We start from the raw sequence: 26,925 nt of genomic DNA on the forward strand, positions 1-26,925 counted from the left end.
GCAGGACGTTGCCGATCGTCATCGGCAGCATGAAGAGGAGGCCCTGGATCAGCTGGAGGTCGCTGGTGGCGCGGCCGATCACCTGGCCGGTGGACAGCTCGTCCTGGCGTCTGCCGTCGAGCCGGGTGATCGTCTCGTACATCTCCGTCCGCAGGTCGTGCTGGACGTCGAGGGCGAGCCGGCCGCCGTAGTAGCGGCGGATGTAGGTGAGGACGTAGACGACGAGCGCGGCGGCGATCAGGGCGCCCGCCCAGGGGGTCATACGGCGGCTGTGGTCGCCGATCACGTCGTCGATGATCACCTTGGTGATCAGCGGCACCAGCGCCGTGACGGCCATGCCTCCGAGCGAGGCGCCGAGGGCGAGGACGACGTCCCTGGGGTGACGCCAGGCGTACCCGGCCAGTCTCCGCGCCCATCCCGGCTGCGCTGCCACGTCGGTGCCTCCCTCAAGAACTGATCTTCCGGAAGACACCAACGCGGGCGGGGGCGGATTTCATCCCGCCGCAACGATGCGCCCGGCGGCGCGGGGTCACCCGCCGGGGGGAACGGCCACGAACGCCTCCTTGGGTGTGGTGGTCGGCGCGTAGCGCGCGGGGTCCGTCGTCGTGGGGACGAGGTCCTTGTGGATGGCCTTGGCGATGTTCTGGATGGTGGTGACGCCGTAGTTCATGGTGCTGTTGTCCTGGGTGAGCACCGTGATCATGTAGTCGCGGCCGGTGCCCTTGAAGGTGCCGACGCTGTGCACCCGCCAGCCGTGCGTCGCGCGCGACAGCCAGCCGTTCTTGACGTGCACGGCGACGGAGGACGGCGCCCCGGCGGGCGTGCCCCAGCGCTGGGAGGCGACGACCTGGCCCATGAGCTTGAGGATGTAGTCGCGGGAGTTGTCGCTGAGTACCGAGTTCTTGGCCGTGATCAGCCCGAGCAGCTTCTGCTCGTCACGCACGGTGATCTGGGTCAGGCCCCAGTAACCATTCGCGCCGGGCTTGGTCTGGGTCATGCCGGCCGCGGTGAGGAAGCCCTTCACCTTCGTCACGCCGAGCTGCTTCCACAGGGTGGAGGTGGCGTCGTTGTCCGACTTGGTGATCATGGCCTTGGCGAGGGTCGTCTCGCGGGCGGTGAGGTAGCGGTTGTGCTTCTTGGCGTCCCACAGCAGGGTGGCGAGGACGGTGACCTTGACGACGCTGGCCGAGTCGTAGGCGGTCGACTGGCGCAGCGTGCAGGTCGTGTCGGTGGTGCGGTCGCGCAGACCGACGGCGACGGTGCCCTTGCGGCCCTTCATCGCCGCGGTGATGTCCTTCTCCAACTTGGCTGCCAGGCCCGCCTTGCCGGACGTGCAGCTGACCGTGGGTGTGGCGGCCGCGGCGGGCGTCGCGGCGGCCACGCAGGGAATCAGCATCCCGGCGCCCACGCCCGCCGCTAGCACTCTGGCGCGTCGGGTTGTTGAGTGAGTCATGCACTCTTGACATACGGACTGCGGGGCATGGTTGCGCGAGTTGGTCGAAATTTGACCGGTCGTTACCCGAATGCAGTCAGGGACTCGCGCGTACGAGCACGAGCCCCTTTCCGGTTTCGACGCGGCCTCAGTCCAGATGCGTGGGCGCGAACATCCGCAGGACGGCGGGGAGGACGACGACCGAAGGACCCGGCTCGGCAAGGGCGTTCGCCAGGTCGGCCGCCAGGGTCTCGGGGGTCGTGCGGACGCCCGGGACGCCGAAGGACTCGGCGAGGGCCACGTAGTCGGGGCGGGTGAGCTCCGTGGCCGTGGCCTGGCCGAAGGCGTCGGTCATGTACTCGCGGAGGATGCCGTAGCCGCCGTCGTCGACGATCAGCCAGGTGACGTCGAGGCCGTACTGGCGGGCGGTGGCCAGTTCCGCGATCGAGTACAGGGCGCCGCCGTCGCCGGACACCGCCAGGACCGGGCGGGTGCGGTCCGCGGCCGCGGCTCCGAGCGCCGCCGGGAAGCCGTAGCCGAGGCCGCCCGCGCCCTGGGCCGAGTGCATGGTGTTGGGGGACTTGGCGTCGAAGGCCGACCAGGCCCAGTACGCCAGGATCGTCATGTCCCAGAAGGACGGCGAGCCGGCGGGCAGGGCGCGGCGGACGGACGCCAGCACGTCCTGCTCCAGCGTGAGTTCCTGGGCGGCGATCCGGTCGCGGACCTTGGCAAGGACCTCGCGCACGCGGTCGGCGGCGCCCTCGTCGGCGCGCTCGTCCACGGTCTCAAGGAGGGCCTGGAGCGCCAGGCGGGCGTCGGCGTGGATGCCGAGCGCCGGGTGGTTGGACTCCAGCTTGCCGAGGTCGGCCTCGATCTGGATCACGCGGCCGCGCGGCTTGAACGTGTGGTAGTTGGAGGAGAGTTCGCCGAGGCCCGAGCCGATGACGAGCAGCACGTCGGCGTCCTCGAGGAAGTCCGTGGTGTGCCGGTCCTCCAGCCAGGACTGGAGGGACAGCGGGTGCTCCCAGGGGAAGGCGCCCTTGCCGCCGAAGGTCGTGACGACGGGGGCGTTCAGCCGCTCCGCGAGGGCCAGCAGCTTGCCGGACGCGTCGGCGCGGACCACCCCTCCGCCCGCGATGATCGCCGGGCGGGCGGCCCCGGACAGCAGGCCGGCCGCCACCGCGGTGAGTTCGGGACGCGGGACCAGTTCCTCCGGGGTGGCGTCCAGGGCCGTCACCACCGGCAGGCTCGTCGGGTCGAGGAGCACGTCCTGCGGGATCTCCACCCACACGGGCCCGTGCGGGACCGTCAGCGCCGACTTCCAGGCGGCCGCGATGGCGGAGGGGATCTGGGACTGGGTGCGGACCGTGTGGACCGACTTCACCACACCGCGGAACGAGGCGGCCTGGTCGGGCAGTTCGTGCAGGTAGCCGTGACGGCCGCCGCCGAGCCCGGCCGTCGGGATCTGGCTGCTGATGGCCAGGACGGGGGCGGAGGCCGACGCCGCCTCCTGGAGGGCCGCCAGCGAGGTCAGCGCTCCCGGGCCGGTCGACAGCAGCAGCGGCGCGGCCTCACCGGTGATCCGGCCGTAGGCGTCGGCGGCGAAGCCGGCGTTGTTCTCCACCCGCAGGCCGACGTACGTCAGCTCCGACCGGCGCAGCGCGTCGAACATGCCGAGGGCGTGCTGCCCGGGCAGGCCGAAGACGGTCGTCGCGCCCAGCCCGGCCAGGGTCTCCACGACCAGGTCTCCGCCGTTGCGGCCGGGGGGAGGGTTCAGGGCGGCCTCCGTCTGCTCGGGTGTCGGGCGGAGTACCAGGTCGTGGTCGTGCGTCACTTCGCTTACGCGTCCTTCCGGGCCGCCGCGATCTGGCGGGCCATGATCGTGGTCAGTTCGTACGCCGTGTGCGAGGCGGCCACCGAGGTGATCTCGGCGTGGTCGTACGCCGGGGCCACCTCGACGACGTCGGCGGAGACCAGGTTGCAGGAGGCCAGACCGCGCAGGATCTCCAGCAGTTCGCGGGAGGTCATGCCGCCCGCCTCGGGGGTGCCGGTGCCGGGCGCGTGCGCCGGGTCGAGGCAGTCGATGTCGATGGAGATGTACAGCGGGCGGTCGCCGATGCGCTGGCGGAGCTGGTCGGCCACCTCGTCGGCGCCGCGGCGGTAGACGTCGGCGGAGGTGACGATGCCGAAGCCCATCTTCTCGTCGTCGGTGAGGTCCTGCTTGCCGTACAGCGGGCCGCGGGTGCCGACGTGGGAGAGCGCCTCGGTGTCGAGGATGCCCTCCTCCACCGCGCGCCGGAACGGGGTGCCGTGCGTGTACTCGGCACCGAAGTAGGTGTCCCAGGTGTCGAGGTGGGCGTCGAAGTGGAGCAGCGCGACCGGGCCGTGCTTCTTGGCGACGGACCGCAGCAGCGGCAGCGCGATGGTGTGGTCGCCGCCGAGGGTCATCAGCCGGGCGCCGGTGCCGAGGAGTTCGTCGGCGGCGGCCTCCATCGTCTCGACGGCCTCGTTGATGTTGAACGGGTTCACGGCGATGTCGCCGCCGTCCGCGACCTGGGCGAGGGCGAAGGGGGAGGCGTCCTGCGCCGGGTTGTAGGGGCGCAGCAGCCGGGACGCCTCACGGATGGCGTTGCCGCCGAAGCGGGCGCCCGGCCGGTACGAGACGCCGGAGTCGAACGGCACACCCACGACGGCGACGTCGGCGGTGCCCACCTCGTCGAGGCGGGGCAGCCGGGCGAAGGTCGCGGGGCCGGCGTACCGCGGGACGCGGGAGGAGTCGACGGGACCGCGGGGCGTCTCGGTGCTGCTCATGGTGAAATGCCTTCTTTCTTGCGCTTCGTCGCGTATGTGATGGCTCGTGATCGACTCTACTGGTGAGCGGGGGCCGGTTCGGACGCGAGTTCGGGGGTGCGCCCGGCGAGCCGCTCGCGCCAGGCGGCGAGGACGGCCGCGTCGGTCGGCTTGGTCGCCAAGGAGACGATGACGTAGGCGGCCAGGGAGGACAACAGGCCGTAGTAGACGGGCTCGTTGGCGAGGATGCCGAAGGTCGCCATGAGGCCGATGACCGCGGCGCCGCCGACGATCACCGAGGCGAGGGCGCCGTGCGCGGTGCCGCGCTTCCACAGCAGTCCGCCGAGGATCGGCACGAGCAGCCCGCCGACGAGCAGGTTGTAGGCGACGGTCAGCGCCTCGACGACGTTGTTGAGCGCGATGGCGGTGCAGATCACGCCGACGCCCATGATCAGGATGAAGACGCGGTTGCCCTTGACCTCGTCGTGCTCCTCCCCGTCGCGGCGGACGGCGCCGCGCAGCCGGGACCAGATGTCGTTGTTGGCGACGGTGGCGCAGGCGATCAGCGCCCCGGAGGAGGTGGACATCACCGCGGCCAGCGCGGCGGCGAGCACAAGGCCGCGGACACCGACGGGCAGGTCCGCCTTGACGATGGTGGCGAAGGCGTCGTCGGCGCTGTCGAGGTTGGGGTACAGCACCTTGGCGGCGGTGCCGATGACCGCGCCGGCGATCGCGTAGACCAGGCAGTAGGTGCCGGCGACGGTGCCGCCCCACTTGGCGGTGGTGTCGCTGCGGGCGGTGAACACGCGCTGCCAGATGTCCTGGCCGATCAGCATGCCGAAGGTGTAGATCAGGACGTACGTGAAGATCGTCTCGCCGCCGATGCCCAGCGGGTCGAAGTAGGAGGTCGGCAGCTTGGCCTTCATCTCGCTGAAGCCGCCCGCCTTGACGACGGCGATGGGCAGCAGCAGGAGCAGCACGCCGATCGTCTTCACCACGAACTGCACCATGTCGGTCAGCGTGATGGACCACATGCCGCCGAGGGTGGAGTAGGCCACGACGATCGTGCCGCCGAGGATGATCGCGACGGTGCGGTTCAGGTCGAACAGCACGTCGAAGATCGTGGCGTACGCGATGGTGGAGGTCACCGCCAGCATCAGGGTGTACGCCCACATCACGACGCCCGAGATGATGCCGGCCTTGCCGCCGTAGCGCAGGTCGAGCATCTCGGAGACGGTGTAGACCTTCAGCCGGGCGATGCGGGCGGAGAAGAAGACCGAGAGGGCGAGGATTCCGAGGCCGATGGTGAAGACCATCCAGGCACCGGAGAGGCCGTACTTGTAGCCGAGGCCCACGCCGCCGATGGTGGAGGCGCCGCCGAGGACGATCGCCGCCATCGTGCCGGAGTACATCGCGGGGCCCAGGCGGCGGCCCGCGACCAGGAACTCGCTCTTGGACTTGGCGCGACGCATGCCCCACCAGCCCATGGCCAGCATGCCGGCGAGATAGACGACGATCACTGTGTAGTCGACGGCCATGTGGGGCCCTCCTTCGCGCACATCCGGGTGGCGGTGTCGTGCAGATGTATGGGGTCGTGCAGATATGTGGGGGTGAGGCTCGGCAAGGGCTCGCGGGGACATCGCCCGTACCCGTGGCTGCCGGCCCCCTAGACACTAGGTGGCCGAAAAGCGACTGCGAAGTGTACTTTTCATCCATTCGAGTCGCGGCGGTATGGAGGGAATGCACATCGTGCCGGATGCACCTGTCCCCCTGGCCCCAGCCGTCCCACCGACCCCACCGATCCCGCTGTCCGCCCTGCTGGCCCGGGAGGACCTCGCGCTGCGCCGGATCGCCGGCCCGGCCGGCCCGGACACCGCGATCCACTGGGCGCACACCTCGGAGATGGCCGACCCCTACCCGTACCTGCTGGGCGGCGAGCTGCTGCTGACGGCCGGCGTCCATGTCACCCCGGCGGACGCCACCGGGGCGTACTTCGACACCTACGTCTCCCGGGTGGCGGCGGCGGGCGGCGCGGCCATCGGCTTCGGCCTGGCGCCGGTGCACGACACGGTGCCGCCCGCCCTGGTGGCGGCCTGCGAGGCCCACGGCCTGCCGCTGCTCGAAGTTCCGCCGCAGACCACCTTCTCCGGCGTCGCGCGCGCGGTCTGGCAGCTGATGGCGCAGGCCCGGCTGGCCGAACTGCGCCGCGTCACGGAGGCGCAGCAGCGGCTCGCGGCCGCCGCGTCCCGCCCCGACCCCGTCCCCTCCGTGCTGCGCCAGCTGGCCCAGCGCCTGTCCGGCTGGGGGGTCCTGTACGGCCCGGACGGCACGGAGATCGCCTCGGCGGGCCGGGCCCCGCACGAGACGGCCCGCCAGGCGCTCGCCCACCTGACGGACGTGGTCCGCCCGGCCCCGACGACCATGGCATCACCGGGGACGACCGTCCGCACGCCTCCGCCGTGTCCCACGCCCCCGCCGGGGACGGCCGTCCGAACGCCCCCTCCGTCTGCCACGACCCCGCCGGGCACGACCGGCCGGACGCACCCACCGTCTGCCACAACCCCGCCCGGCACGACCGTCCGGGCACCCTCGCCATCTCCCACGACCCCACCGGGCACAACCGGCCGGACGCACCCACCGTCTCCCCCGGCCCCCGTCGGCCGGCCCGTCGCGGCAGCCGTTCCCGTCGCCGCCCGGCCCGTTCCCTCCTCCGCCACCGACACCGTCGCCGGCAGCCATCTCGCCGCCTACGCCCTCGGCGCCGGGCAGGGCTTCGTGCTCGGAGTCGCCTCACCGCACCGCGAACCCGGGGACCACACCATCGCGTCCGTGGCCGCCGTGCTGCTCTCGCTGCTCACCGGAGAGCACCGCAGCGGTACGGGGGCGGCCCGGTCCTCGGCGCTGGTGCGGGTGCTGCTGGGCGCGCCGCCCGAGGAGGTGGCGCCGCTGCTCGGGACCGGACGGTGGGTCGTCGTGCACGCGCGGCCGGACACCCAGGCGGCCGACGCCGTGGCCGCCTCCGCGCTCGGCGCCGCCCTGGGCTCGGCCCTGGTCGACCTCGCCGACGGGGTCGTACGGGTCCTGCTGCCCGCCGAGCGGGAGCCGGGACCGCAGCCCGGCTGGGCCCTCGGGGTGAGCACCGCCGTCGGCCCCGGCGACTGGACGACGGCCGACGCCCAGGCGGCCCGCGCCCTGGCCCGCGCCCGCGCCACCCGCACCGCGCTGGTCGGCCACGGCACCCGCCCCGGCCTGGCCGACCTGCTCCCGCGGGACGAGGCCGACGCCCACGCCCAGGCGCTGCTCGCCCCGCTCGGCGCGGCCCCCGCGCTCACCGAGACACTGCGCACCTGGCTCTCCCTGCACGGCAGTTGGGACCGCACCGCGGTCGCCCTGTCCGTGCACCGCAACACCGTCCGCCAGCGCATCGCCCGCTGCGCCGCCCTCCTCGGCACCGACCTGGACGACCCCGACGTCCGCATGGAGCTGTGGTTCGCCCTGCGGCGGGCGTGACCCGCGTCCCAGCGGCCGGGACATCGGCGACGCGGACAGAGAGCTGCACCACAATGGGAGCCATGCCGATATCCGGGACACCCAGCCGCGCCGAGCTCGTCGACCACCTCGTGAGGACCCGTATCGCCGGGGACGTCGCCACCCCTCGCGAGAACAACCTCTCCCACTACCGCAAGCTCGCGAACGGCGACCGCCACTTCTGGCTCGGTCTGGAGCTCGGCGACCGCTGGAGCGACGAGCAGGACGTGCTGGCGGTGATGGCGGAGCGCGTCGGTGTCATCGACGACCCGGAGCACCGCTACGGCCAGGACACCATCGACCCCGAACTGACCGTCGACGCCCTGGAGCGGATGGCCGGCCGGCTGCGCAAGGCCGCCGACAGCAGTCAGCGGGTGCTGTTCGCGACCGGTCACCCCGGCGGCCTGCTCGACGTGCACCGCGCCACCGCCGCCGCCCTGCGCGCCGCCGGCTGCGAGATCGTGGTGATCCCGGACGGGCTCCAGACGGACGAGGGATACGTCATGCAGTTCGCGGACGTGGCCGTGCTGGAGCACGGGGCCACCCTGTGGCACACGCACTCCGGCGAGCCGATGCGGGCCATCCTCACCGGCCTGGAGCGCGAGGGCCGGCGACTGCCCGACCTGGTCGTCGCCGACCACGGCTGGGCGGGATACGCCGGTCAGCACGGCGTGGACTCGGTCGGCTACGCCGACTGCAACGACCCGGCCCTCTTCGTCGCCGAGGCCGAGGGCACCGTCCAGGTGACCGTGCCGCTCGACGACCATGTGGTCAGCCCCCGGTACTACGACCCGATGACGGCGTACCTGCTGGACCAGGCGGGTCTCGGCTAGGGCACGCGTTCCGGATCAGGTCGGCGGGGCGTTCTCGGACCGGGGGACGCGGACCACGCCCTCCTGGATCACCGAGATCGCCAGCCGGCCGTCCTGGGTGTAGATGCGGGCCTGGCCGAGGCCGCGCCCACCGTGCGCGGAGGGGGACTCCTGGTCGTAGAGCAGCCACTCGTCGGCCCGGAACGGCCGGTGGAACCACATCGCGTGGTCCAGCGAGGCCCCGACCACGTCGCCGACCGCCCAGCCGCCGCGGCCGTGCGCGAGCAGCACCGAGTCCAGCAGCGTCATGTCGGAGACGTAGGTGGCGAGGACGACGTGCAGGAGGGGCTGGTCGATAGCGCCGTCGAGCTTGCCGTCGGTGCGGAACCAGACCTGGGAGTGCGGCTCGCGCGGCTCGCCGAACCTGCCGTACGGCGGCTCGTCGGCATAGCGCAGGTCGACGGCCTCGCGGGCCTCCAGGAACCGCTCCACGACCTCGCGCGGAAGGTGGCCGTAGCCGCGCATCCGCTCCCGCGAGGTGGGCAGGGTCTCCGGGTCCGGGGCGGGCGGCATGGGCGCCTGGTGGTCAAGGCCCTCCTCGTACGTCTGGAAGGACGCCGAGAGGTGGAAGACCGGCTGCCCGTGCTGGACCGCGACGACCCGGCGGGTGGTGAAGGAGCGGCCGTCGCGGATGCGGTCCACGGTGTAGACGATGGGCGCTCCCGGGTCGCCGGGGCGCAGGAAGTAGGCGTGCAGCGAGTGCGCGTGCCGGTCCGCGGGGACCGTGCGCCCCGCGGCGACCAGCGCCTGTGCCGCGACCTGCCCGCCGAAGACGCGCGGGACGACCGCGTGGCGGGACCGGCCGCGGAAGATGTCCCGCTCGATCCGCTCCAGGTCGAGCAGATCGAGCAGGGACCGAAGTGCCGGGTTCATGCGTCGGCCGTCCCCTACAGGCCCATGTCCTTGGCGATGATCGACTTCATGATCTCGCTGGTGCCGCCGTAGATGCGGTTGACGCGGTTGTCCGCGTACAGGCGGGCGATGGGGTACTCGTTCATGTAGCCGTAGCCGCCGTGCAGTTGGAGGCAGCGGTCGATGACGCGGTGGGCGACCTCGGTGCAGAAAAGCTTGGCGGAGGCGGCCTCGGCGGGGGTGAGCTCACCGGCGTCGAGGGCCTCGAGCGCGCGGTCGGCGACGGCCTGCGCGGCGTCCACCTCGGCCTGGCAGGCGGCCAGCTCGAACTTGGTGTTCTGGAAGTGGGCGACCGGCTTGCCGAAGACCGTGCGCTCCAGCACATACTGCCTGGCGAACCGGACGGCGGCCCTGGCCTGCGCGTACGCGCCGAAGGCGATGCCCCACCGCTCGGAGGGCAGGTTGGCGCCGAGGTAGGAGAAGCCCTTGTTCTCCTCGCCGAGCAGGTCCTCGACCGGGACCTCGACATCGGTGAACGCCAGCTCGGCGGTGTCGGATGCCTTCAGGCCCAGCTTGTCGAGCTTGCGGCCCACCGAGTAGCCCTCGGACCGGGCGTCCACGGCGAACAGGGAGATGCCGTGGCGGCGGTCCTCGGCCGTCGGGGCGGCGGTGCGGGCGCAGACGATGACCCGGTCGGCGTGGACGCCACCGGTGATGAAGGTCTTGGCGCCGTTGAGGACGTAGTGCGTGCCGTCCTCGCTGAGCCGGGCGGTGGTCTTCATGCCGGCGAGGTCGGAGCCGGTGCCGGGCTCCGTCATCGCGATGGCCCACATCTCCTCGCCGGAGACGAACCTGGGCAGGTAGCGCTTCTTCTGCTCGTCGGTGGCGAGCATCTTGAGGTAGGGCAGCGCGAGCAGGACGTGCACGCCGGACCCGCCGAAGGTCACGCCCGCGCGGGCGGTCTCCTCGTACTGGACGGCCTCGAACCGGTGGGTCTGGAGTCCGGCGCCGCCGTACTCCTCGGGAACGTTGATCCCGAACAGACCGAGCTCGGCGAGCCGGTGGTAGAACTCGCGCGGGACCTGCCCTGCGGCGCACCACTCGTCGTAGACCGGCACGACCTCCGCCTCGATGAAGGCACGAAGGGTCTCCCGGAACGCCTCGTGATCCTCTCCGAACACCACACGCCGCACGCCGCCACCTCCACAGAGCAACTGTCCAAGCGCTTGCTCAGCCAAAGATACCGACGAGTACACAACCTCGTAAAGAGGCCGGACGCACCCGCGAACCGTTCAGCCCCCCGCGGGCGACCCCGCGGAGGCGAAGGCCCCCCGAGCCATCCGGTGCAGCAGCTCCGCCGTGTCCCCGCGCCCCGGCAGGACACCCGCCCGCCCCAGGTGCGGCGTGGAGTTCAGCAGCCCGAACACCGAGTGCACGGCCGACCGCGCGGCCGGCACACCGAGGTCCGGATGGACCCGCCGGACCACCTCCACCCACAGCTCGACGTACTGCCGCTGAAGCTGGCGCACCAGCTTGCGGTCGCTGTCCCGCAGGCGGTCCAGCTCCCGGTCGTGCAAGGTGATGAGCGGACGGTCGTCGAGCGCGAAGTCGATGTGCCCCTCGATCAGGGAGTCGAGCACCGCCTCGGGCCCGGCCACCCCGTCGGCCTCGGCCAGACGCCGCTTCGCCCCCGTCAGGAGCTGACCGCTGATGCCGACCAGCAGCTCGGCGAGCATCGCGTCCTTGCCGGCGAAGTGCCGGTACAGACCCGGCCCGCTGATACCGACGGCGGCGCCTATCTCGTCGACGCCTACACCGTGGAACCCGCGTTCGGCGAAGAGCCGCGCCGCTTCCTTGAGGATCTGCTCGCGACGGGTGGGGGCATCGGTTCGAGTGGCCATGAAAGCAATTCTAGACAGGACGGTTAGCGCTCGTTAACCTGGAGGGGAATCGCGTTAACGCTCATTAACAGTCGGGGGCACCGGCCACCGGGTGAGGGGACCGCAAGGATGCACGAGGCACCGGAGCTGACGAGCGCGGCCGATCCCGCGTCGGAGGCCTGGCGAGCCAACGAACAGGCACACCGCGCGCTCGCCGAGGAGCTGCGCGGCAAGCTCGCCGCCGCACGGCTCGGCGGCGGCGAGAAGGCGCGCGCCCGGCACACCGCGCGCGGGAAGCTGCTGCCGCGCGACCGCGTGGACACCCTCCTCGACGCCGGGTCGCCGTTCCTCGAGCTGGCCCCGCTGGCCGCCGACGGGATGTACGACGGCCAGGCACCGGCCGCCGGGGTCGTCGCCGGCGTCGGACGGGTCGGCGGACGCGAGTGCGTGATCGTCGCCAACGACGCCACCGTCAAGGGCGGGACCTACTACCCGATGACGGTGAAGAAGCACCTGCGCGCCCAGGAGGTGGCGCTGGAGAACCGCCTGCCCTGCCTGTACCTGGTCGACTCCGGCGGCGCCTTCCTGCCCATGCAGGACGAGGTCTTCCCCGACCGGGAGCACTTCGGGCGGATCTTCTACAACCAGGCCCGGATGTCGGGGGCCGGGATCCCGCAGATCGCCGCGGTCCTCGGCTCCTGCACGGCCGGCGGCGCCTACGTCCCGGCGATGAGCGACGAGGCCGTGATCGTCCGCAACCAGGGCACGATCTTCCTGGGCGGGCCGCCGCTGGTGAAGGCGGCCACCGGCGAGGTCGTGACCGCCGAGGAGCTCGGCGGCGGCGAGGTGCACTCCCGGATCTCCGGCGTCACCGACCACCTCGCCGAGGACGACGCCCACGCCCTGCGCATCGTGCGGAACATCGTCTCCACCCTGCCCGCGCGCGGCGCCCTGCCGTGGACGGTCACCGAGGCGGTCGAACCCAAGGTCGACCCCATGGGACTGTACGGCGCGGTGCCCGCCGACCCCCGCACCCCCTACGACGCCCGCGAGATCATCGCGCGCGTGGTCGACGGCTCCCGTTTCGCCGAGTTCAAGTCCGAGTTCGGGCAGACCCTCGTCACCGGCTTCGCCCGGATCCACGGCCACCCGGTCGGGATCGTCGCCAACAACGGCATCCTGTTCGCCGAGTCCGCCCAGAAGGGCGCCCACTTCATCGAGCTGTGCGACCAGCGCGGGATCCCGCTGCTGTTCCTGCAGAACATCTCGGGCTTCATGGTGGGCAAGGACTACGAGGCGGGTGGCATCGCCAAGCACGGCGCCAAGATGGTCACCGCGGTCGCCTGCACCCGCGTGCCCAAGCTGACCGTCGTGGTCGGCGGCTCGTACGGCGCGGGCAACTACTCCATGTGCGGCCGGGCGTACTCCCCCCGCTTCCTGTGGATGTGGCCGAACGCCAAGATCTCCGTCATGGGCGGCGAGCAGGCCGCCTCCGTGCTCGCCACCGTCAAGCGGGACCAGCTCGAAGGCCGGGGCGAGGAGTGGCCGGCGCAGGACGAGGAGTCCTTCAAGGCCCCCATCCGCGCCCAGTACGAGCACCAGGGCAACGCCTACTACGCCACCGCCCGCCTGTGGGACGACGGCGTGATCGACCCGCTGGAGACCCGCCAGGTCCTGGGCCTGGCCCTGACCGCGTGCGCCAACGCGCCACTGGGTGACCCCCAGTTCGGCATCTTCCGGATGTGAGGGGGGACCTCGTGACGATGTTCGAAACGGTTCTGGTGGCCAATCGGGGCGAGATCGCCGTCCGGGTCATCCGTACGCTGCGCGCGCTCGGTGTGCGCTCGGTGGCCGTCTTCTCCGACGCCGACGCCGACGCCCGGCACGTCCGGGAGGCCGACACGGCGGTCCGGATCGGACCGGCGCCCGCGGCCGAGAGCTATCTGTCCGTCGAGCGGATCCTGGAGGCCGCCGCCCGCACCGGCGCGCAGGCCGTCCACCCCGGGTACGGCTTCCTGGCGGAGAACGCCGGGTTCGCGCGGGCCTGCGAGGAGGCCGGGCTGGTCTTCATCGGCCCTCCGGCGGACGCGATCTCCCTCATGGGCGACAAGATCCGCGCGAAGGAGACGGTGAAGGCGGCCGGGGTGCCGGTGGTACCCGGCTCCAGTGGCTCCGGGCTCACCGACGCTCAACTCGCAGAAGCGGCCCGCGAGATCGGCATGCCGGTGCTGCTGAAGCCGTCCGCCGGCGGTGGCGGCAAGGGCATGCGGCTGGTGCGGGACGCCGGCCTGATCGACGAGGAGATCGCCGCCGCCCGTCGTGAGGCCCGCGCCTCCTTCGGCGACGACACGCTGCTGGTCGAGCGTTGGGTCGACCGCCCCCGGCACATCGAGATCCAGGTCCTGGCCGACGGGCACGGCAACGTGGTGCACCTCGGCGAGCGCGAGTGCTCCCTCCAGCGCCGCCACCAGAAGATCGTCGAGGAGGCGCCGAGCGTGCTCCTCGACGAGGAGACCCGGGCCGCGATGGGCGAGGCCGCGGTCCAGGCGGCCCGTTCCTGCGGCTACCGGGGCGCGGGCACGGTGGAGTTCATCGTCCCCGGCGGCGACCCGGCGGCGTATTTCTTCATGGAGATGAACACGCGCCTGCAGGTGGAGCACCCGGTCACCGAGCTGATCACGGGGCTCGACCTGGTGGAGTGGCAGCTGCGGGTGGCGGCGGGCGAGCCGCTGGCGTTCGCCCAGGAAGACGTCCGGCTGACCGGTCACGCGATCGAGGCCCGTCTGTGCGCGGAGGACCCGGCACGCGGGTTCCTGCCCTCGGGCGGCGCGGTGCTCGCACTGCGTGAGCCGCAGGGCGAGGGCGTACGCACCGACTCCGGGCTCAGCGAGGGCACGGAGGTCGGCAGCCTGTACGACCCGATGCTGTCCAAGGTGATCGCCTACGGCCCGGACCGCGCCACCGCGCTCAGGAAGCTGCGTGCCGCCCTCGCCGGGACGGTCACGCTGGGCGTGCAGACCAACGCCGGGTTCCTGCGCCGGCTGCTGGCCCACCCGGCCGTCGTGGCGGGCGAACTGGACACGGGCCTGGTCGAGCGGGTGGTCGACGAGCTGGTTCCCACAGAGGTGCCTGCGGAGGTGTACGAGGCCGCGGCGCTGCTGCGTCAGGCGGCGCTCGGCCCGGCCCGCGCGACCGGTTGGGCGGACCCGTTCTCCGCCGCGGACGGCTGGCGTCTGGGCGGCGAGCCGGCCTGGACGGTCCACCATCTGCGCGTGCCGGGACACGAGCCGGTCGCCGCACGCGTGCGCCGCACGCCGGACGGCGGAGCCGAGGTGCTGACGGACGGGTCCGGTACACCTCGCCGGGCGTCCGGGGGCCTGCCCCCGCGAGCCGGCACCGACGACCGGTTCACCTTCCAACTGGACGGCGTCGTGCACACCTTCGCCGCCACGCCGGACGGCACCTGGCTCGGCCGCGACGGCGACGTCTGGCACGTGCGCGACCACGACCCGGTGGCCGCCTCGCTCAGCCGCGCGGCCCACTCCGGCGCCGACTCGCTCACCGCCCCCATGCCGGGCACGGTCACGGTGGTGAAGGTCGCGGTCGGCGACGAGGTGGTGGCGGGCCAGAGCCTGCTGGTGGTCGAGGCGATGAAGATGGAGCACGTCATCTCCGCGCCGCACGCCGGCACCGTCACCGAACTGGACGTCGCACCGGGCGCGACGGTCGCCATGGACCAGGTCCTGGCGGTCATCGCCCCGGCGGAGGAGGAGACGGCATGACCGCCCCGGACGGCATGAGCGCCCCGGAGACCGGCCTCCCGATGGTGGTCACGGCACCCGACCTGCCCGCGCGGGTCAGGATCCACGAGGTCGGGCCGCGCGACGGACTGCAGAACGAGAAGGCGACCGTACCGACCGAGGTCAAGGCGGAGTTCATCCGCCGCCTCGCCGACGCGGGCCTGACGACCGTGGAGGCCACCAGCTTCGTCCACCCGAAGTGGGTTCCCCAGCTGGCGGACGCGGAGGCGCTGTTCCCGCAGGTCAAGAATCTGAAGGGGGTGCGTCTTCCGGTCCTCGTGCCCAATGCGCGCGGACTGGATCGCGCGCTCGCGCTGGGGGCGGACCGTATCGCCGTCTTCGCCAGCGCCACCGAGTCCTTCGCCAAGGCCAACCTCAACCGCACGGTGGAGGAGTCGCTCGCGGTCTTCGAACCCGTGGTGGCTCGCGCGAAGGAGGAGGGCGCGCATGTCCGCGGCTATGTCTCCATGTGCTTCGGCGATCCCTGGGAGGGCGCCGTCCCGATCCACCAGGTCGTCCATGTGTGCAGGGCGCTCCTGGACATGGGCTGCGACGAGCTGAGCCTCGGGGACACGATCGGTGTCGCCACCCCGGGGCACGTCCTGGAACTGCTGGCCGCGCTCAACGAGCGGCACGTGCCGACCTCCGCGCTCGGCGTGCACTTCCACGACACCTACGGCCAGGCACTCGCCAACACCCTGGCCGCCCTCCAGCACGGCGTCACCACCGTCGACGCCTCCGCGGGCGGTCTCGGCGGGTGTCCGTACGCCAAGTCCGCCACCGGCAACCTCGCGACCGAGGACCTCGTGTGGATGCTCCAGGGTCTCGGCATCGAGACCGGAGTCGACCTCGGCCGCCTCACCGCCACCAGCGCGTGGATGGCCGAACGGCTGGGCCGCCCCAGCCCCTCCCGCACTCTCCGTGCCCTCTCCCACAAGGAGCAGTGATCGACCATGAACCACCGTCTCTCCCCCGAGCTGGAGGAACTCCGCCGTACGGTGGAGCAGTTCGCCCACGACGTCGTCGCCCCGAAGATCGGTGACTTCTACGAGCGGCACGAGTTCCCGTACGAGATCGTGCGGGAGATGGGCCGTATGGGCCTGTTCGGGCTGCCGTTCCCGGAGGAGCACGGCGGCATGGGCGGCGACTACCTGGCGCTGGGCATCGCCCTCGAGGAACTGGCGCGGGTGGACTCCTCGGTCGCCATCACGCTGGAGGCCGGGGTCTCGCTCGGCGCCATGCCGATCCACCTCTTCGGCACCGAGGAGCAGAAGCGCGAGTGGCTGCCGCGGCTGTGCTCCGGCGAGATACTCGGCGCCTTCGGCCTCACCGAGCCCGACGGCGGCTCGGACGCGGGTGCGACCCGCACGACCGCCCGGCTCGACCCGGAGACCGACGAGTGGGTGATCAACGGCACCAAGTGCTTCATCACCAACTCGGGCACGGACATCACCGGACTGGTGACGGTGACGGCGGTGACCGGCCGCAAGCCCGACGGGCGCCCGCAGATCTCCGCGATCATCGTCCCCTCCGGCACGCCCGGCTTCACGGTGGCGCCCGCCTACTCGAAGGTCGGCTGGAACGCCTCCGACACTCGTGAGCTGTCCTTCGCCGACGTCCGGGTGCCGGCGGCGAACCTGCTGGGCGAGGAAGGCCGCGGCTACGCGCAGTTCCTGCGCATCCTCGACGAGGGCCGGATCGCCATCGCTGCGCTGGCGACCGGGCTGGCGCAGGGCTGTGTGGACGAGTCGGTGAAGTACGCCAAGGAGCGCCACGCCTTCGGCAAGCCCATCGGCTCCAACCAGGCCATTCAGTTCAAGATCGCCGACATGGAGATGAAGGCCCACACCTCCCGTCTCGCCTGGCGCGACGCGGCCTACCGCCTGGTGGCCGGTGAGCCCTTCAAGAAGGAGGCCGCCCTGGCCAAGCTCTACTCCTCGACGATCGCCGTCGACAACGCCCGCGACGCGACCCAGGTCCACGGCGGCTACGGCTTCATGAACGAGTATCCGGTGGCCCGCATGTGGCGCGACTCCAAAATCCTCGAGATCGGCGAGGGCACGAGCGAGGTGCAGCGGATGCTGATCGCACGGGAGTTGGGGCTGACCGGCTGATCTCCGCGGCTGCCGGACGGATGCGGCCTCACCGGCCCCGACCCGCCCGGCAGCCGGCAGCCGGACGCACGGCACCAGCCCAGGAACGGCTGGTACAACGTCCTGGAGAACTGCAACAAGCTCAGCCGAGCCGGCTGAGCCCGGAGGTCCCGTGAAGAACGCGCAGCCATGGAAGTCCTTCGTGCCCATGGCGGTCAATCTGCTGCTCGGGATTCCGGCGATCGTGCCGATCTTCCTGGTCTGGTACGTCCTGTCCAACGGCCCGCTGGCCGAGCTGGGCTTGACCATCCGGGACCCGAACGAGGACGACGGGATGCTGCTCTGGCTGGTCATCGTCGTACCCGTGGTGGCCGGCTTCGCGGGGATCTGGACACTGGTCAACATCTGGCTGCGGCGCAGGCTGTTCACCGTCCCGCCGCCGTACCCGTACTGGCTGGCGTGCGTGACGGCGACCCTCGCCCCCTTCTTCGTGGGAATCGGCATCGGCTGAACGGATGCCGTACGGCGTGGCGCGAGCGTGCACGGCACCGCAGGACAGCACAGTCCGCGGCTGGGACGCGCGGCCCGGCAAGGGGGGCCGGCGCGCCTGTCGACGTCCTGTCCGGCCAACGCCGCACCGCCACCGAGGCGTTGGGCCGCAGGCAGCGCGCCGCCGTCTGAGGCACCGGCCCCCTCATTCGGCCGCCCCGGAGCCCCGTGAGGCGATCGGCCCGGCCGCGCGTCCATGCCCTCGATCGAGGCGGACGACCGTTGGACAATCACTAAGGTTAGGCTAACCTGGCTTCGATTTTGTCCGGCGGGCGCTCCGCCCCGTTCGAAAGCAGTCACACCCATGCCCAACGCCCGTGCCACCCTTCTCTCCCGCCGCGGCATCCTCACCGCGGGCGGCGCCCTCGGCCTCGGTGCCGTGCTCGCAGCCTGCGGTGACGGCGACGCGAAAAGCGGCGGCTCGGGTGGCAAGGCGGCCAAGGGCGCGTCCGGCACGTGGTCGTTCAAGGACGACCGCGGGCAGACCGTGAAGGCCGACAAGACCCCCTCGCGCATCGTCGCCTTCGTCGGGGTCGCCGCCGCGCTGCACGACTACGGCGTCCGGGTCGAGGGCGTCTTCGGCCCGACGACGACCAAGGACGGCAAGGCCGATGTGCAGGCCGGCGACATGGACGTCAGCAAGGTGACGGTGCTCGGCAACGAGTGGGGCCAGTTCAACATCGAGAAGTACGCGTCCCTCGCCCCCGACCTGCTCGTCTCCACCATGTTCGACGACGCGGGCACCCTCTGGTACGTCCCGGAGGAGTCGTCGAAGAAGATCCTCGCCGTCGGCGCCCCCACCGTCGGGGTCTCCGTCTACGACCGGCAGCTGACGGAGCCGCTGGAGCGCATGCTCGCGCTGGCCAAGTCGCTCGGCGCCGATGTCACCGGCGACAAGGTGAAGCAGGCCAGGAAGCGGTTCGAGGACGCGGCCGCCCGGCTGCGTGCTGCCGCCCGGGCGAAGCCGGACATCAGGGTACTGGCGGGCTCCGCGAGCCAGGACCTGTTCTACGTCTCCGGCACCAACCTCTCCATCGACCTGGAGTACTTCAAGGCACTCGGCGTGAACTTCGTCGAGCCCCCGGAGAGCGCCAAGAAGGAGGGCGGCGGCTGGTACGAGTCCCTGAGCTGGGAAAACGCCGACAAGTACGCGGCGGACATCATCATGATGGACAACCGCACCTCGGCCATCCAGCCCCCCGACATCACCCAGGGCACCTGGAAGAAGCTCCCCGCGGTCAAGGCGCAGCAGGTCATCGCGCGCAACCCCGAGCCGATCCTGTCCTACGACAAGTGCGCCCCGCTGCTCGAGGACCTCGCGAAGGCCATCGAGACGGCGAAGAAGGTCGCCTGACCCGCTCCGCCTCCGCTCCACCACCCCCCCACATGCACGCCCCCTGACGCCGACTCAGGAGCCTCCATGACGACGGCCGTGGCCGCCCCGTTCCGTTTCTTCTCCCTCCAGGTCGTACGGGCGAGGCGGCTCGGCCCGTCTCTCGTCCGGGTCACCTTCGCGGGGCCCGACCTGCACGCCTTCCACTCCGACGGACGCGACCAGTCCCTCTCCCTCTTCCTGCCGCAGCCGGGCCAGACCGAGCCGGTGGTGCCGCTCGAACTCGGCGACAGCTGGTGGCAGGGCTGGCGCGAACTCCCTGACGACGTACGGGCGGTGATGCGTTCGTACACCCTGCGGTCGCTGCGCCGCGGCCCCGACGAGATCGACATCGACTTCGCCCTGCACGGCTTGGAGCCGGGCGCCGCGGTACCCGCCGGGCCCGCGTCCCGCTGGGCCGCCCACGCCACGCCCGGCGACCGCGTCCTGCTGCTCGGCCCGGCGGTCGCGGACAACCGGGCGATCCGCTTCCGCCCGCCCGAGGACACCGATCTGGTGGTGATGTGGGGCGACGAGACCGCCGTGCCCGCCGCGACCGCGATCCTGGAGTCCCTGCCGGCCGGCACGCGGGTGCGCGCCTGGCTGGAGGTGGGGCACACGGGCGACATCCAGGACGTGGCGACCGACGCCGACGCCGATGTCACCTGGCTGGTGCGCGAACCCGGCCGCCCGGAGGGGTCCCCGATGGCGCTCGACGCGCTGCGCGGCACCCGACTCCCCATCGGCGAGCGGCCGTACGTCTGGCTCGCGGGCGAGTCCGGGTGCGTCCGGGCGCTGCGCCGGCACTTCGTCGGCGAGCGCGGGACCGACCGTCGCCGCGTCACCTTCGTGGGCTACTGGCGGCACGGTCTGAGCGAGGAGCAGTTGCGCACGCAGGAGTGACACCGGTCACGGCGGGGCAACACCCGACATAGATCAACTTAGGTTAGGCTAACCTAAGTAATCGCGCGCCGCTTTCCCGTCCCACATGGACCGTCCCCACCCCACCGGAGGACCCCCCACATGCGCTCACACCTGCTCAACGACCTGACCGCGGAGCACTACCGCCGGTCCGTGAAAGAAGGAGTGGAGCGGGTGGCCGCCCGACTGGCCGCCACCGACCGGCCGTTCACGGGCGTGACCCCCGACGCCCTCGCCCCCCGCATCGAGCGGATCGACCTGGACCGGCCGCTGAACGACACCACGGCGGCCCTCGACGAGCTGGAGGAGGTCTACCTCCAGGACGCCGTCTACTTCCACCACCCCCGCTACCTCGCCCACCTCAACTGCCCCGTCGTCATCCCGGCGGTGCTCGGCGAGGCCGTGCTGTCGGCCGTCAACTCCTCCCTCGACACCTGGGACCAGTCGGCGGGCGGCACCCTGATCGAGCGCAAGCTCATCGACTGGACGGCCGCCCGGATCGGCCTCGGCCCCGGTGCCGACGGAGTGTTCACCTCGGGCGGAACCCAGTCCAACCTCCAGGCGCTGCTGCTGGCCCGCGAGGAGGCCGGCGGCACCCCGCTCTCCGAGCTGCGGATCCTCACCTCCGAAGCGAGCCACTTCAGTGTGCGCAAGTCCGCGCGACTGCTCGGTCTCGGAGCCGAGTCGGTGGTCGTCGTCCCGGTCGACCACGACAAGCGCATGCAGACCCTCGCGCTCGCCCACGAGCTGGAGCGCTGCCACCGCGACGGACTGGTCCCGATGGCCGTGGTCGCCACCGCCGGAACCACCGACTTCGGCTCCATCGACCCGCTGCCCGAGATCGCCGAGCTGTGCGAACGGTTCGGCACCTGGCTGCACGTCGACGCGGCCTACGGCTGCGGCCTGCTGGTCTCCCCCACCCGCCGCGAACTGCTCGACGGCATCGAACGCGCCGACTCGGTCACCGTCGACTACCACAAGTCCTTCTTCCAGCCGGTGAGTTCCTCCGCCGTGCTGGTCCGGGACGCCTCGGTCCTGCGGCACGCCACCTATCACGCGGACTACCTCAACCCGCGCCGCGCGGTGACCGAGCGCATCCCCAACCAGGTCGACAAGTCCCTGCAGACCACCCGCCGCTTCGACGCCCTGAAACTGTGGATGACCCTGCGCGTGATGGGCGCCGACGGTATCGGGCAGCTCTTCGACGAGGTGTGCGACCTGGCCGCCGCGGGCTGGAAACTGCTCGCCTCCGACCCGCGGTTCGACGTCGTCGTCGAACCGTCGCTGTCCACCCTGGTCTTCCGCTACATCCCGGCGGCCGTCACCGACCCGGGCGAGATCGACCGCGCCAACCTCTACGCCCGCAAGGCCCTGTTCGCCTCCGGCGACGCGGCGGTCGCGGGCACCAAGGTCGCCGGCCGCCACTACCTGAAGTTCACCCTGCTCAACCCCGAGACCACGACCGACGACCTCACCGCCGTCCTCGATCTGATCGCCGGCCACGCCGAGCAGTACCTGGGAGAGTCCCTTGAGCGCGCGTCCTGAAGCCCCGTACGAGACCCATGACTTCGTGGGCATCGGCCTGGGCCCCTTCAACCTCGGCCTGGCCTGCCTCACCGAGCCGATCGCCGAACTGAACGGCGTCTTCCTGGAGTCCAAGCCCGACTTCGAGTGGCACTCGGGCATGTTTCTCGACGGTGCCCACCTCCAGACCCCGTTCATGTCGGACCTTGTCACCCTGGCCGACCCGACCTCCCCGTTCTCCTTCCTCAACTACCTGAAGGAGAAGGGCCGCCTGTACTCGTTCTACATCCGGGAGAACTTCTACCCGCTGCGCGTCGAGTACGACGACTACTGCCGGTGGGCCGCGTCCCGGCTGAGCAGCGTCCGCTTCGGCACGACGGTCACCGAGGTGACGTACGACGAGGGCGACGAGCTGTACACCGTGCGCACGCACACCGGAGCCGCGTACCGCGCCCGCCGCCTGGTGCTCGGCACGGGCACACCTGCCTACCTCCCCGACGCCTGCCGCGGCCTGACCGGCGACTTCCTGCACAACTCCCGCTATCTGGAGCACAAGGCGGAGCTCCAGCGCAAGGAGTCGATCACGCTGGTGGGCAGCGGCCAGTCCGCCGCCGAGATCTACTACGACCTGCTCGGCGAGATCGACGTCCACGGCTACCGGCTGAACTGGGTCACCCGCTCCCCGCGGTTCTTCCCGCTGGAGTACACCAAGCTCACCCTGGAGATGACCTCCCCGGAGTACATCGACTACTACCACGCGCTGCCGGAGCAGACCCGCTACCGCCTCACCGAGCAGCAGAAGGGCCTGTTCAAGGGCATCGACGGCACCCTGATCGACGAGATCTTCGACCTGCTCTACCAGAAGAACCTCTCCGGCCCGGTCCCCACCCGTCTGCTCACCAACTCCGCGCTCACCGGAGCGACTCACCAGGACGGCGCCTACACCCTCACCTTCCGCCAGGAGGAGCAGGGGAAGGACTTCGAGCTGCGCACCGAGGGCCTGGTCCTGGCCACCGGCTACCGGTACGCCGAACCGGAGTTCCTGAAGCCGATCCGGGACCGGCTGCGCTACGACTCCCACGGCAACCACGACATCGGCCGCAACTACGCCATCGACGTCACCGGCCGGGGCGTCTTCCTCCAGAACGGCGGCGTGCACGCCCACAGCGTCACCAGCCCCGACCTGGGCATGGGCGCGTACCGCAACAGCTGCATCATCCGCGAGCTGCTGGGCACCGAGCACTACCCGGTCGAGAAGTCCATCGCCTTCCAGGAGTTCGCCGCATGACCCTCACGTTCCGTCCGCTCGACCCGCTGAAGGACGCCGAGTTGCTGCACGGCTGGGTCACCCACCCCAAGGCGACGTTCTGGATGATGCAGGACGCGACGCTCACGGACGTCGAGCGCGCCTACATGGAGATCGCCGCCGACCCCCACCACGACGCCTTCGTCGGCCTGCACGACGGCGAGCCCGCCTTCCTGATGGAGCGGTACGACCCGGCCCACCGCGAGCTGGTGGGGCTGTACGAGCCGGAGCCCGGTGACGTCGGCATGCACTTCCTGGTCGCGCCGACCGACACGCCCGTGCACGGGTTCACCCGGGCCGTGCTCACCGCCGTGATGCGGCACCTGTTCGAGGATCCGGCGATCCGACGGGTCGTGGTGGAGCCCGACGTGCGCAACACGGCCGTGCAGGCGCTGAACTCGGCCGTCGGGTTCGTGCCGGAGCGCGAGGTCGAAAAGCCCGAGAAGACGGCCCTGCTGAGCTTCTGCACCCGGGAGCGGTTCACCGCGGCGACGGGGGTGGCCGCATGACCCTCGCCGACGCCGTGTCCCACCTCTCCCCGGAGCACTGGGAGACCGCCAACCGCCTGCTCATACGCAAGGCGCTCGCCGAGTTCACGCACGAGCGGCTGCTCGCCCCCCGGCCGGACGGCGGCCACTTCGCCGTCAACAGCGACGACGGTCTCACCCGCTACCGCTTCACCGCCGTCCGCCGCGCCCTCGACCACTGGCAGGTGGACCCGGACTCGATCACCCGCCGGCGCGACGGCACCGAACTGCCCCTCGCCGCACTGGACTTCTTCATCGAGTTCAAGGCGTCACTGGGACTGAGCGACGAGATCCTGCCGGTCTACCTGGAGGAGATCTCCTCCACCCTGGCGAGCACCTGCTACAAGCTGGCCAAGCCGCAGGTCACCTCCGCCGAGCTGGCGAAGGGCTCGTTCCAGGACATCGAGAGCGGCATGACCGAGGGCCACCCCTGCTTCGTCGCCAACAACGGGCGGCTCGGCTTCGGGGTCCACGAGTACCTGTCGTACGCCCCCGAGACCGCGAGCCCCGTCCGGCTGGTGTGGCTGGCCGCGCACCGCTCACGGGCGGCGTTCACGGCGGGCGTCGGCATCGAGTACGAGGCGTTCCTGCGCGAGGAGCTGGGCGCGGAGACCGTCGAGCGCTTCCACGCCCGGCTCACCGGCCAGGGCCTCGACCCCGCCGACTACCTGCTCATGCCCGTCCACCCCTGGCAGTGGTGGAACAAGCTCACCGTCACCTTCGCCGCCGAGATCGCCCGCAGGCACCTGGTCTGCCTGGGCGAGGGCGACGACGAGTACCTGGCCCAGCAGTCCATCCGGACCTTCTTCAACCGCACGAACCCGCACCGGCACTACGTCAAGACCGCGCTGTCCGTGCTCAACATGGGCTTCATGCGCGGGCTGTCGGCCGCCTACATGGAGGCCACCCCGGCCATCAACGACTGGCTGGCCCAGCTCATCGCCGACGATCCGGTGCTGAAGTCGACCGGTCTGACGATCATCCGCGAGCGGGCGGCCGTCGGCTACCGGCACCTGGAGTACGAGGAGGCGACGGACCGCTACTCGCCGTACCGGAAGATGCTGGCCGCGCTGTGGCGTGAGAGCCCGGTGCCCTCGCTGCGGGACGGCGAGTCCCTGGCCACCATGGCCTCGCTGCTGCACGTCGATCACGAGGGCGCGTCCTTCGCGGGTGCCCTGATCGAGCGCTCCGGACTGTCCCCGCGGCAGTGGCTGCGCGGCTATCTGCGCGCCTACCTCACCCCTCTCCTGCAGAGCTTCTACGCCTACGACCTGGTGTTCATGCCGCACGGCGAGAACGTGATCCTGGTGCTTGAGGACGGCGAGGTGCGGCGGGCGGTCTTCAAGGACATCGCCGAGGAGATCGCGGTGCTCGACCCGGACGCCGCGCTGCCGCCCGAGGTGCGGCGGATCCGGGTGGAGGTCCCGGACGAGCAGAAGCTGCTGTCCCTGTTCACGGACGTCTTCGACTGCTTCTTCCGCTTCCTGGCCGCGACTCTCGCCGCCGAGGGGATCCTGGAGGAGGACGATTTCTGGCAGGCGGTGGCCGAGGCGGTCCGCGAGTACCAGGAGTCGGTGCCCGGACTCGCCTGGAAGTTCGCGCGGTACGACCTGTTCGCCCCCGAGTTCGCGCTGTCCTGCCTCAACCGGCTCCAACTGCGCGACAACCGGCAGATGGTGGACCTCGCGGACCCCTCCGGGGCGCTCCAGCTCGTCGGAACCCTGCGCAACCCCCTCGCGGGGCGCTGAGTTCCGGCCCGGACGGACGGGCACCCCGGAGTACGGTCCTCCGGGGTGCCCGTCGCGTGTGTTCCTGTCGCGTGTGTTCCTGGCGCTCTTCCCGCCGCTGTCCTTACCGCGCCGGCCAGGGCACCTGCGGGGAGCGGTAGTAGCCGATCCCGAGCGCGTCCCAGCGCGGCGCCTGGGCCGCCAGACGCGTCCTGTAGGTGTCCCAGTCGTGCGTGGCCGCGGGCGACCAGCCGAGTTCGGCGACGCCGGGCAGCCGGGGGAAGGCCATGGCGTCGATGTCGGCGGAGGTGGACAGGGTCTCCGACCACAGCGGCGCCTCGACACCGCGGATCGCGGAGGCGGGCGCGCCCGGCACGTAGCTGCCCGGATCCCAGTCGTAGGACCGCCGCACCTCGACATAGCCGGCCCAGGCCAGTCCGAGCGGGGTGTCCTTGGTGTACTTCATGTCCAGGTACACCCGGTCGGCCGGGGACAGGATCAGCCCGGTGCCGTTCTGCGCGGCCCGGGCGACCTGGGCCTTCTCCGCCGCGCTGGTGGAGTCCAGGCCCCAGTACTGGGCGAGCGCGTCCTTGGCCGGGGTGGCGCCGGTCAGCTGGTGCCAGCCGATCACCGTCTTGCCGTACTTGGCGACGACGGGCTGCACCCGGTCCATGAACTTCACGTAGTCGTCGTGGCTGGTGGAGTGCGCCTCGTCACCGCCGATGTGCAGGTAACGGCCGGGGGTGAGGGCGGCGAGCTCGCGGACGACGTCGTCCACGAAGTCGTAGGTGATCTCCTTGGACACGCACAGCGAGCTGAACCCGACCTCGGTGCCCGTGTACAGCGGGGGAGCCTTGCCGTCGCAGTTCAGCTCCGCGTAGGAGGAGAGGGCCGCGTTGGTGTGGCCGGGCATGTCGATCTCGGGGACGACCTCCAGATGGCGGGAGGCGGCGTAGCGGACGATCTCCCGGTAGTCGGCCTTGGTGTAGTGGCCGCCCGTGCCGCCTCCGACCTGCGTCGAGCCGCCGTGGGCCGCCAGGCGCGGCCAGGAGTCGACGGCGATGCGCCAGCCCTGGTCGTCGCTCAGATGCAGATGCAGCTCGTTGATCTTGTAGAGGGCGAGTTCGTCGATGTAGCGCTTGACCTGCGCGACGGTGAAGAAGTGCCGGGAGACGTCGAGCATGGCGCCCCGGTAGGCGTAGCGCGGGCTGTCCTGGATGGTGCCGCCGGCGACCAGCCACGGGCCCGGCTGCACGGACTTCTTCTCGACGGCGGCGGGCAGCAGCTGCCGCAGGGTCTGCACTCCGTGGAAGAGGCCGGCCGGCTCCCCCGCGGTGATCGTCACCCCGCTCGCCGCGCTGTCCAGCCGGTAGCCCTCGGCGCCGTACGCCCCCTTGGCCAGCCGCAGGCGGATGCCGCCCTTGCCCTGGGTGGTCAGCGGCAGGCGGTAGCCGGTGGAGGGCCGCAGGACGTCCGCGAGGTACTCGCCCACCCGGCGCGCCTCCGGGGAGCCGTCGACGCGGATGTGGGTGCCCGCCGTGACGCGGTACGGGTTTCCGCCCGCCTGGACGGAGGCCGGGGCCGGGACCACCTGGCCCAGCGGTGTCGCGGCCGGCGCGGGCGCCGCCCCACCGGCGGGCGCCGCGCCCATGGCGAAGGCCCCGGCCGCGGCCACGAGCAGCAGCGAACCCAGGGCCCGGCTGGTCCTGGGCATCCTCCGGATCCCGCGGGGAGTCGTGCTGTGGTGCCGTC

General features: G+C 71.5%; 22 protein-coding genes. 13 read left to right on the forward strand and 9 right to left on the reverse strand.

All coding sequences use genetic code 11. The features are described from left to right. The 5 genes from CG719_RS36445 to CG719_RS15375 all read right to left on the reverse strand — a co-directional run. The coding region (locus tag CG719_RS36445) for an ABC transporter transmembrane domain-containing protein (RefSeq protein WP_267895360.1) at positions 1-433 on the reverse strand (433 nt) is incomplete at its 3' end. Between the two features lie 96 nt (positions 434-529). Beyond that, positions 530-1,396 carry a serine hydrolase gene (locus CG719_RS15360; protein ID WP_100569389.1) on the reverse strand — a complete coding sequence of 289 codons (867 nt, stop codon included), beginning with the start codon at positions 1,394-1,396 and terminating at the stop codon, positions 530-532. A 184-nt stretch (positions 1,397-1,580) separates the two neighbouring features. Then, positions 1,581-3,266 (reverse strand): thiamine pyrophosphate-binding protein, encoded by a 1,686-nt coding sequence (locus CG719_RS15365; protein ID WP_100569186.1) that lies wholly within the window; start codon positions 3,264-3,266, stop codon positions 1,581-1,583. Between the two features lie 5 nt (positions 3,267-3,271). After that, the gene (gene speB / locus CG719_RS15370; RefSeq protein ID WP_100569187.1) at positions 3,272-4,243 is read right to left on the reverse strand and encodes an agmatinase; all 972 of its coding nucleotides are present in this window, start codon (positions 4,241-4,243) and stop codon (positions 3,272-3,274) included. 56 nt (positions 4,244-4,299) lie between these two features. Further along, entirely contained in the window at positions 4,300-5,760 is a 1,461-nt protein-coding gene (locus CG719_RS15375; protein ID WP_100569188.1) for a sodium:solute symporter, read from the reverse strand. A gap of 193 nt (positions 5,761-5,953) precedes the next feature. Between CG719_RS15375 and CG719_RS15380 the strand changes: the two genes are divergently transcribed. Next, entirely contained in the window at positions 5,954-7,732 is a 1,779-nt protein-coding gene (locus CG719_RS15380; protein WP_100569189.1) for a PucR family transcriptional regulator, read from the forward strand. Between the two features lie 62 nt (positions 7,733-7,794). Next, the gene (locus CG719_RS15385) at positions 7,795-8,583 is read left to right on the forward strand and encodes a phosphatase (protein ID WP_100569190.1); all 789 of its coding nucleotides are present in this window, start codon (positions 7,795-7,797) and stop codon (positions 8,581-8,583) included. 15 nt (positions 8,584-8,598) lie between these two features. Here CG719_RS15385 and CG719_RS15390 read toward each other — a convergent pair whose 3' ends face one another. From CG719_RS15390 to CG719_RS15400, 3 genes are all read right to left on the reverse strand, one after another. Next, entirely contained in the window at positions 8,599-9,495 is an 897-nt protein-coding gene (locus tag CG719_RS15390) for an acyl-CoA thioesterase (protein WP_100569191.1), read from the reverse strand. 14 nt (positions 9,496-9,509) lie between these two features. Beyond that, positions 9,510-10,667, reverse strand: coding sequence for an acyl-CoA dehydrogenase family protein (locus CG719_RS15395; protein ID WP_100569192.1), 1,158 nt, complete (start codon positions 10,665-10,667; stop codon positions 9,510-9,512). Positions 10,668-10,766: 99 nt separating this feature from the next. Then, positions 10,767-11,375, reverse strand: coding sequence for an SACE_7040 family transcriptional regulator (locus CG719_RS15400; RefSeq protein WP_100569193.1), 609 nt, complete (start codon positions 11,373-11,375; stop codon positions 10,767-10,769). A 108-nt stretch (positions 11,376-11,483) separates the two neighbouring features. Here CG719_RS15400 and CG719_RS15405 point away from each other — a divergent pair, with 108 nt between their 5' ends. The 11 genes from CG719_RS15405 to CG719_RS15455 all read left to right on the forward strand — a co-directional run bounded on the left by CG719_RS15405 (position 11,484) and on the right by CG719_RS15455 (position 25,194). Next, positions 11,484-13,100, forward strand: a complete 1,617-nt coding sequence (locus CG719_RS15405; RefSeq protein WP_100569194.1) for a carboxyl transferase domain-containing protein — start codon at positions 11,484-11,486, stop codon at positions 13,098-13,100. Positions 13,101-13,117: 17 nt separating this feature from the next. Beyond that, positions 13,118-15,136: an acetyl/propionyl/methylcrotonyl-CoA carboxylase subunit alpha gene (locus CG719_RS15410; RefSeq protein WP_100569195.1), complete on the forward strand. Its 2,019-nt coding sequence runs from the start codon at positions 13,118-13,120 to the stop codon at positions 15,134-15,136. A 14-nt stretch (positions 15,137-15,150) separates the two neighbouring features. Next, positions 15,151-16,101 (forward strand): hydroxymethylglutaryl-CoA lyase, encoded by a 951-nt coding sequence (locus CG719_RS15415; RefSeq protein ID WP_100569390.1) that lies wholly within the window; start codon positions 15,151-15,153, stop codon positions 16,099-16,101. A 6-nt stretch (positions 16,102-16,107) separates the two neighbouring features. Continuing rightward, entirely contained in the window at positions 16,108-17,268 is a 1,161-nt protein-coding gene (locus CG719_RS15420; protein ID WP_100569196.1) for an acyl-CoA dehydrogenase family protein, read from the forward strand. Between the two features lie 151 nt (positions 17,269-17,419). Continuing rightward, positions 17,420-17,758, forward strand: a complete 339-nt coding sequence (locus tag CG719_RS15425; protein ID WP_234375599.1) for a hypothetical protein — start codon at positions 17,420-17,422, stop codon at positions 17,756-17,758. Between the two features lie 342 nt (positions 17,759-18,100). After that, positions 18,101-19,150 carry an ABC transporter substrate-binding protein gene (locus CG719_RS15430; protein WP_100569197.1) on the forward strand — a complete coding sequence of 350 codons (1,050 nt, stop codon included), beginning with the start codon at positions 18,101-18,103 and terminating at the stop codon, positions 19,148-19,150. A gap of 66 nt (positions 19,151-19,216) precedes the next feature. Next, complete coding sequence (locus tag CG719_RS15435; protein WP_100569198.1) at positions 19,217-20,071, forward strand: siderophore-interacting protein; 855 nt, start codon at positions 19,217-19,219, stop codon at positions 20,069-20,071. Positions 20,072-20,191: 120 nt separating this feature from the next. Beyond that, positions 20,192-21,634: a lysine decarboxylase DesA gene (desA, locus tag CG719_RS15440; RefSeq protein ID WP_100569199.1), complete on the forward strand. Its 1,443-nt coding sequence runs from the start codon at positions 20,192-20,194 to the stop codon at positions 21,632-21,634. Next, on the forward strand, positions 21,618-22,901 hold the full coding sequence (locus tag CG719_RS15445) for a lysine N(6)-hydroxylase/L-ornithine N(5)-oxygenase family protein (protein WP_199836650.1): 1,284 nt from the start codon (positions 21,618-21,620) through the stop codon (positions 22,899-22,901). Before desA ends, CG719_RS15445 begins: the two co-directional genes overlap by 17 nt. Beyond that, positions 22,898-23,428 carry a GNAT family N-acetyltransferase gene (locus tag CG719_RS15450; protein WP_100569200.1) on the forward strand — a complete coding sequence of 177 codons (531 nt, stop codon included), beginning with the start codon at positions 22,898-22,900 and terminating at the stop codon, positions 23,426-23,428. Before CG719_RS15445 ends, CG719_RS15450 begins: the two co-directional genes overlap by 4 nt. Next, positions 23,425-25,194, forward strand: a complete 1,770-nt coding sequence (locus tag CG719_RS15455) for an IucA/IucC family protein (RefSeq protein ID WP_100569201.1) — start codon at positions 23,425-23,427, stop codon at positions 25,192-25,194. The genes CG719_RS15450 and CG719_RS15455 overlap by 4 nt, the downstream gene beginning before the upstream one ends. A gap of 103 nt (positions 25,195-25,297) precedes the next feature. Here CG719_RS15455 and CG719_RS15460 read toward each other — a convergent pair whose 3' ends face one another. Beyond that, complete coding sequence (locus CG719_RS15460) at positions 25,298-26,887, reverse strand: beta-N-acetylhexosaminidase (protein WP_100569202.1); 1,590 nt, start codon at positions 26,885-26,887, stop codon at positions 25,298-25,300. Between the last annotated feature and the right edge of the window lie 38 nt (positions 26,888-26,925).

The sequence above is a fragment of the Streptomyces sp. CB01373 genome (assembly GCF_002803075.1).
GTDB lineage: Bacteria > Actinomycetota > Actinomycetes > Streptomycetales > Streptomycetaceae > Streptomyces.

Excerpts from the sequence above, each read along its gene's own strand:
- CG719_RS15360 (WP_100569389.1), bottom strand. The coding sequence starts at position 1,396 with ATGCTGATTCCCTGCGTGGCCGCCGCGACGCCCGCCGCGGCCGCCACA.
- speB (WP_100569187.1), bottom strand. The coding sequence starts at position 4,243 with ATGAGCAGCACCGAGACGCCCCGCGGTCCCGTCGACTCCTCCCGCGTC.
- CG719_RS15375 (WP_100569188.1), bottom strand. The coding sequence starts at position 5,760 with ATGGCCGTCGACTACACAGTGATCGTCGTCTATCTCGCCGGCATGCTG.
- CG719_RS15380 (WP_100569189.1), top strand. The coding sequence starts at position 5,954 with ATGGAGGGAATGCACATCGTGCCGGATGCACCTGTCCCCCTGGCCCCA.
- CG719_RS15385 (WP_100569190.1), top strand. The coding sequence starts at position 7,795 with ATGCCGATATCCGGGACACCCAGCCGCGCCGAGCTCGTCGACCACCTC.
- CG719_RS15390 (WP_100569191.1), bottom strand. The coding sequence starts at position 9,495 with ATGAACCCGGCACTTCGGTCCCTGCTCGATCTGCTCGACCTGGAGCGG.
- CG719_RS15400 (WP_100569193.1), bottom strand. The coding sequence starts at position 11,375 with ATGGCCACTCGAACCGATGCCCCCACCCGTCGCGAGCAGATCCTCAAG.
- CG719_RS15405 (WP_100569194.1), top strand. The coding sequence starts at position 11,484 with ATGCACGAGGCACCGGAGCTGACGAGCGCGGCCGATCCCGCGTCGGAG.
- CG719_RS15410 (WP_100569195.1), top strand. The coding sequence starts at position 13,118 with ATGTTCGAAACGGTTCTGGTGGCCAATCGGGGCGAGATCGCCGTCCGG.
- CG719_RS15415 (WP_100569390.1), top strand. The coding sequence starts at position 15,151 with ATGAGCGCCCCGGAGACCGGCCTCCCGATGGTGGTCACGGCACCCGAC.
- CG719_RS15420 (WP_100569196.1), top strand. The coding sequence starts at position 16,108 with ATGAACCACCGTCTCTCCCCCGAGCTGGAGGAACTCCGCCGTACGGTG.
- CG719_RS15430 (WP_100569197.1), top strand. The coding sequence starts at position 18,101 with ATGCCCAACGCCCGTGCCACCCTTCTCTCCCGCCGCGGCATCCTCACC.
- CG719_RS15435 (WP_100569198.1), top strand. The coding sequence starts at position 19,217 with ATGACGACGGCCGTGGCCGCCCCGTTCCGTTTCTTCTCCCTCCAGGTC.
- desA (WP_100569199.1), top strand. The coding sequence starts at position 20,192 with ATGCGCTCACACCTGCTCAACGACCTGACCGCGGAGCACTACCGCCGG.
- CG719_RS15450 (WP_100569200.1), top strand. The coding sequence starts at position 22,898 with ATGACCCTCACGTTCCGTCCGCTCGACCCGCTGAAGGACGCCGAGTTG.
- CG719_RS15455 (WP_100569201.1), top strand. The coding sequence starts at position 23,425 with ATGACCCTCGCCGACGCCGTGTCCCACCTCTCCCCGGAGCACTGGGAG.
- CG719_RS15460 (WP_100569202.1), bottom strand. The coding sequence starts at position 26,887 with ATGCCCAGGACCAGCCGGGCCCTGGGTTCGCTGCTGCTCGTGGCCGCG.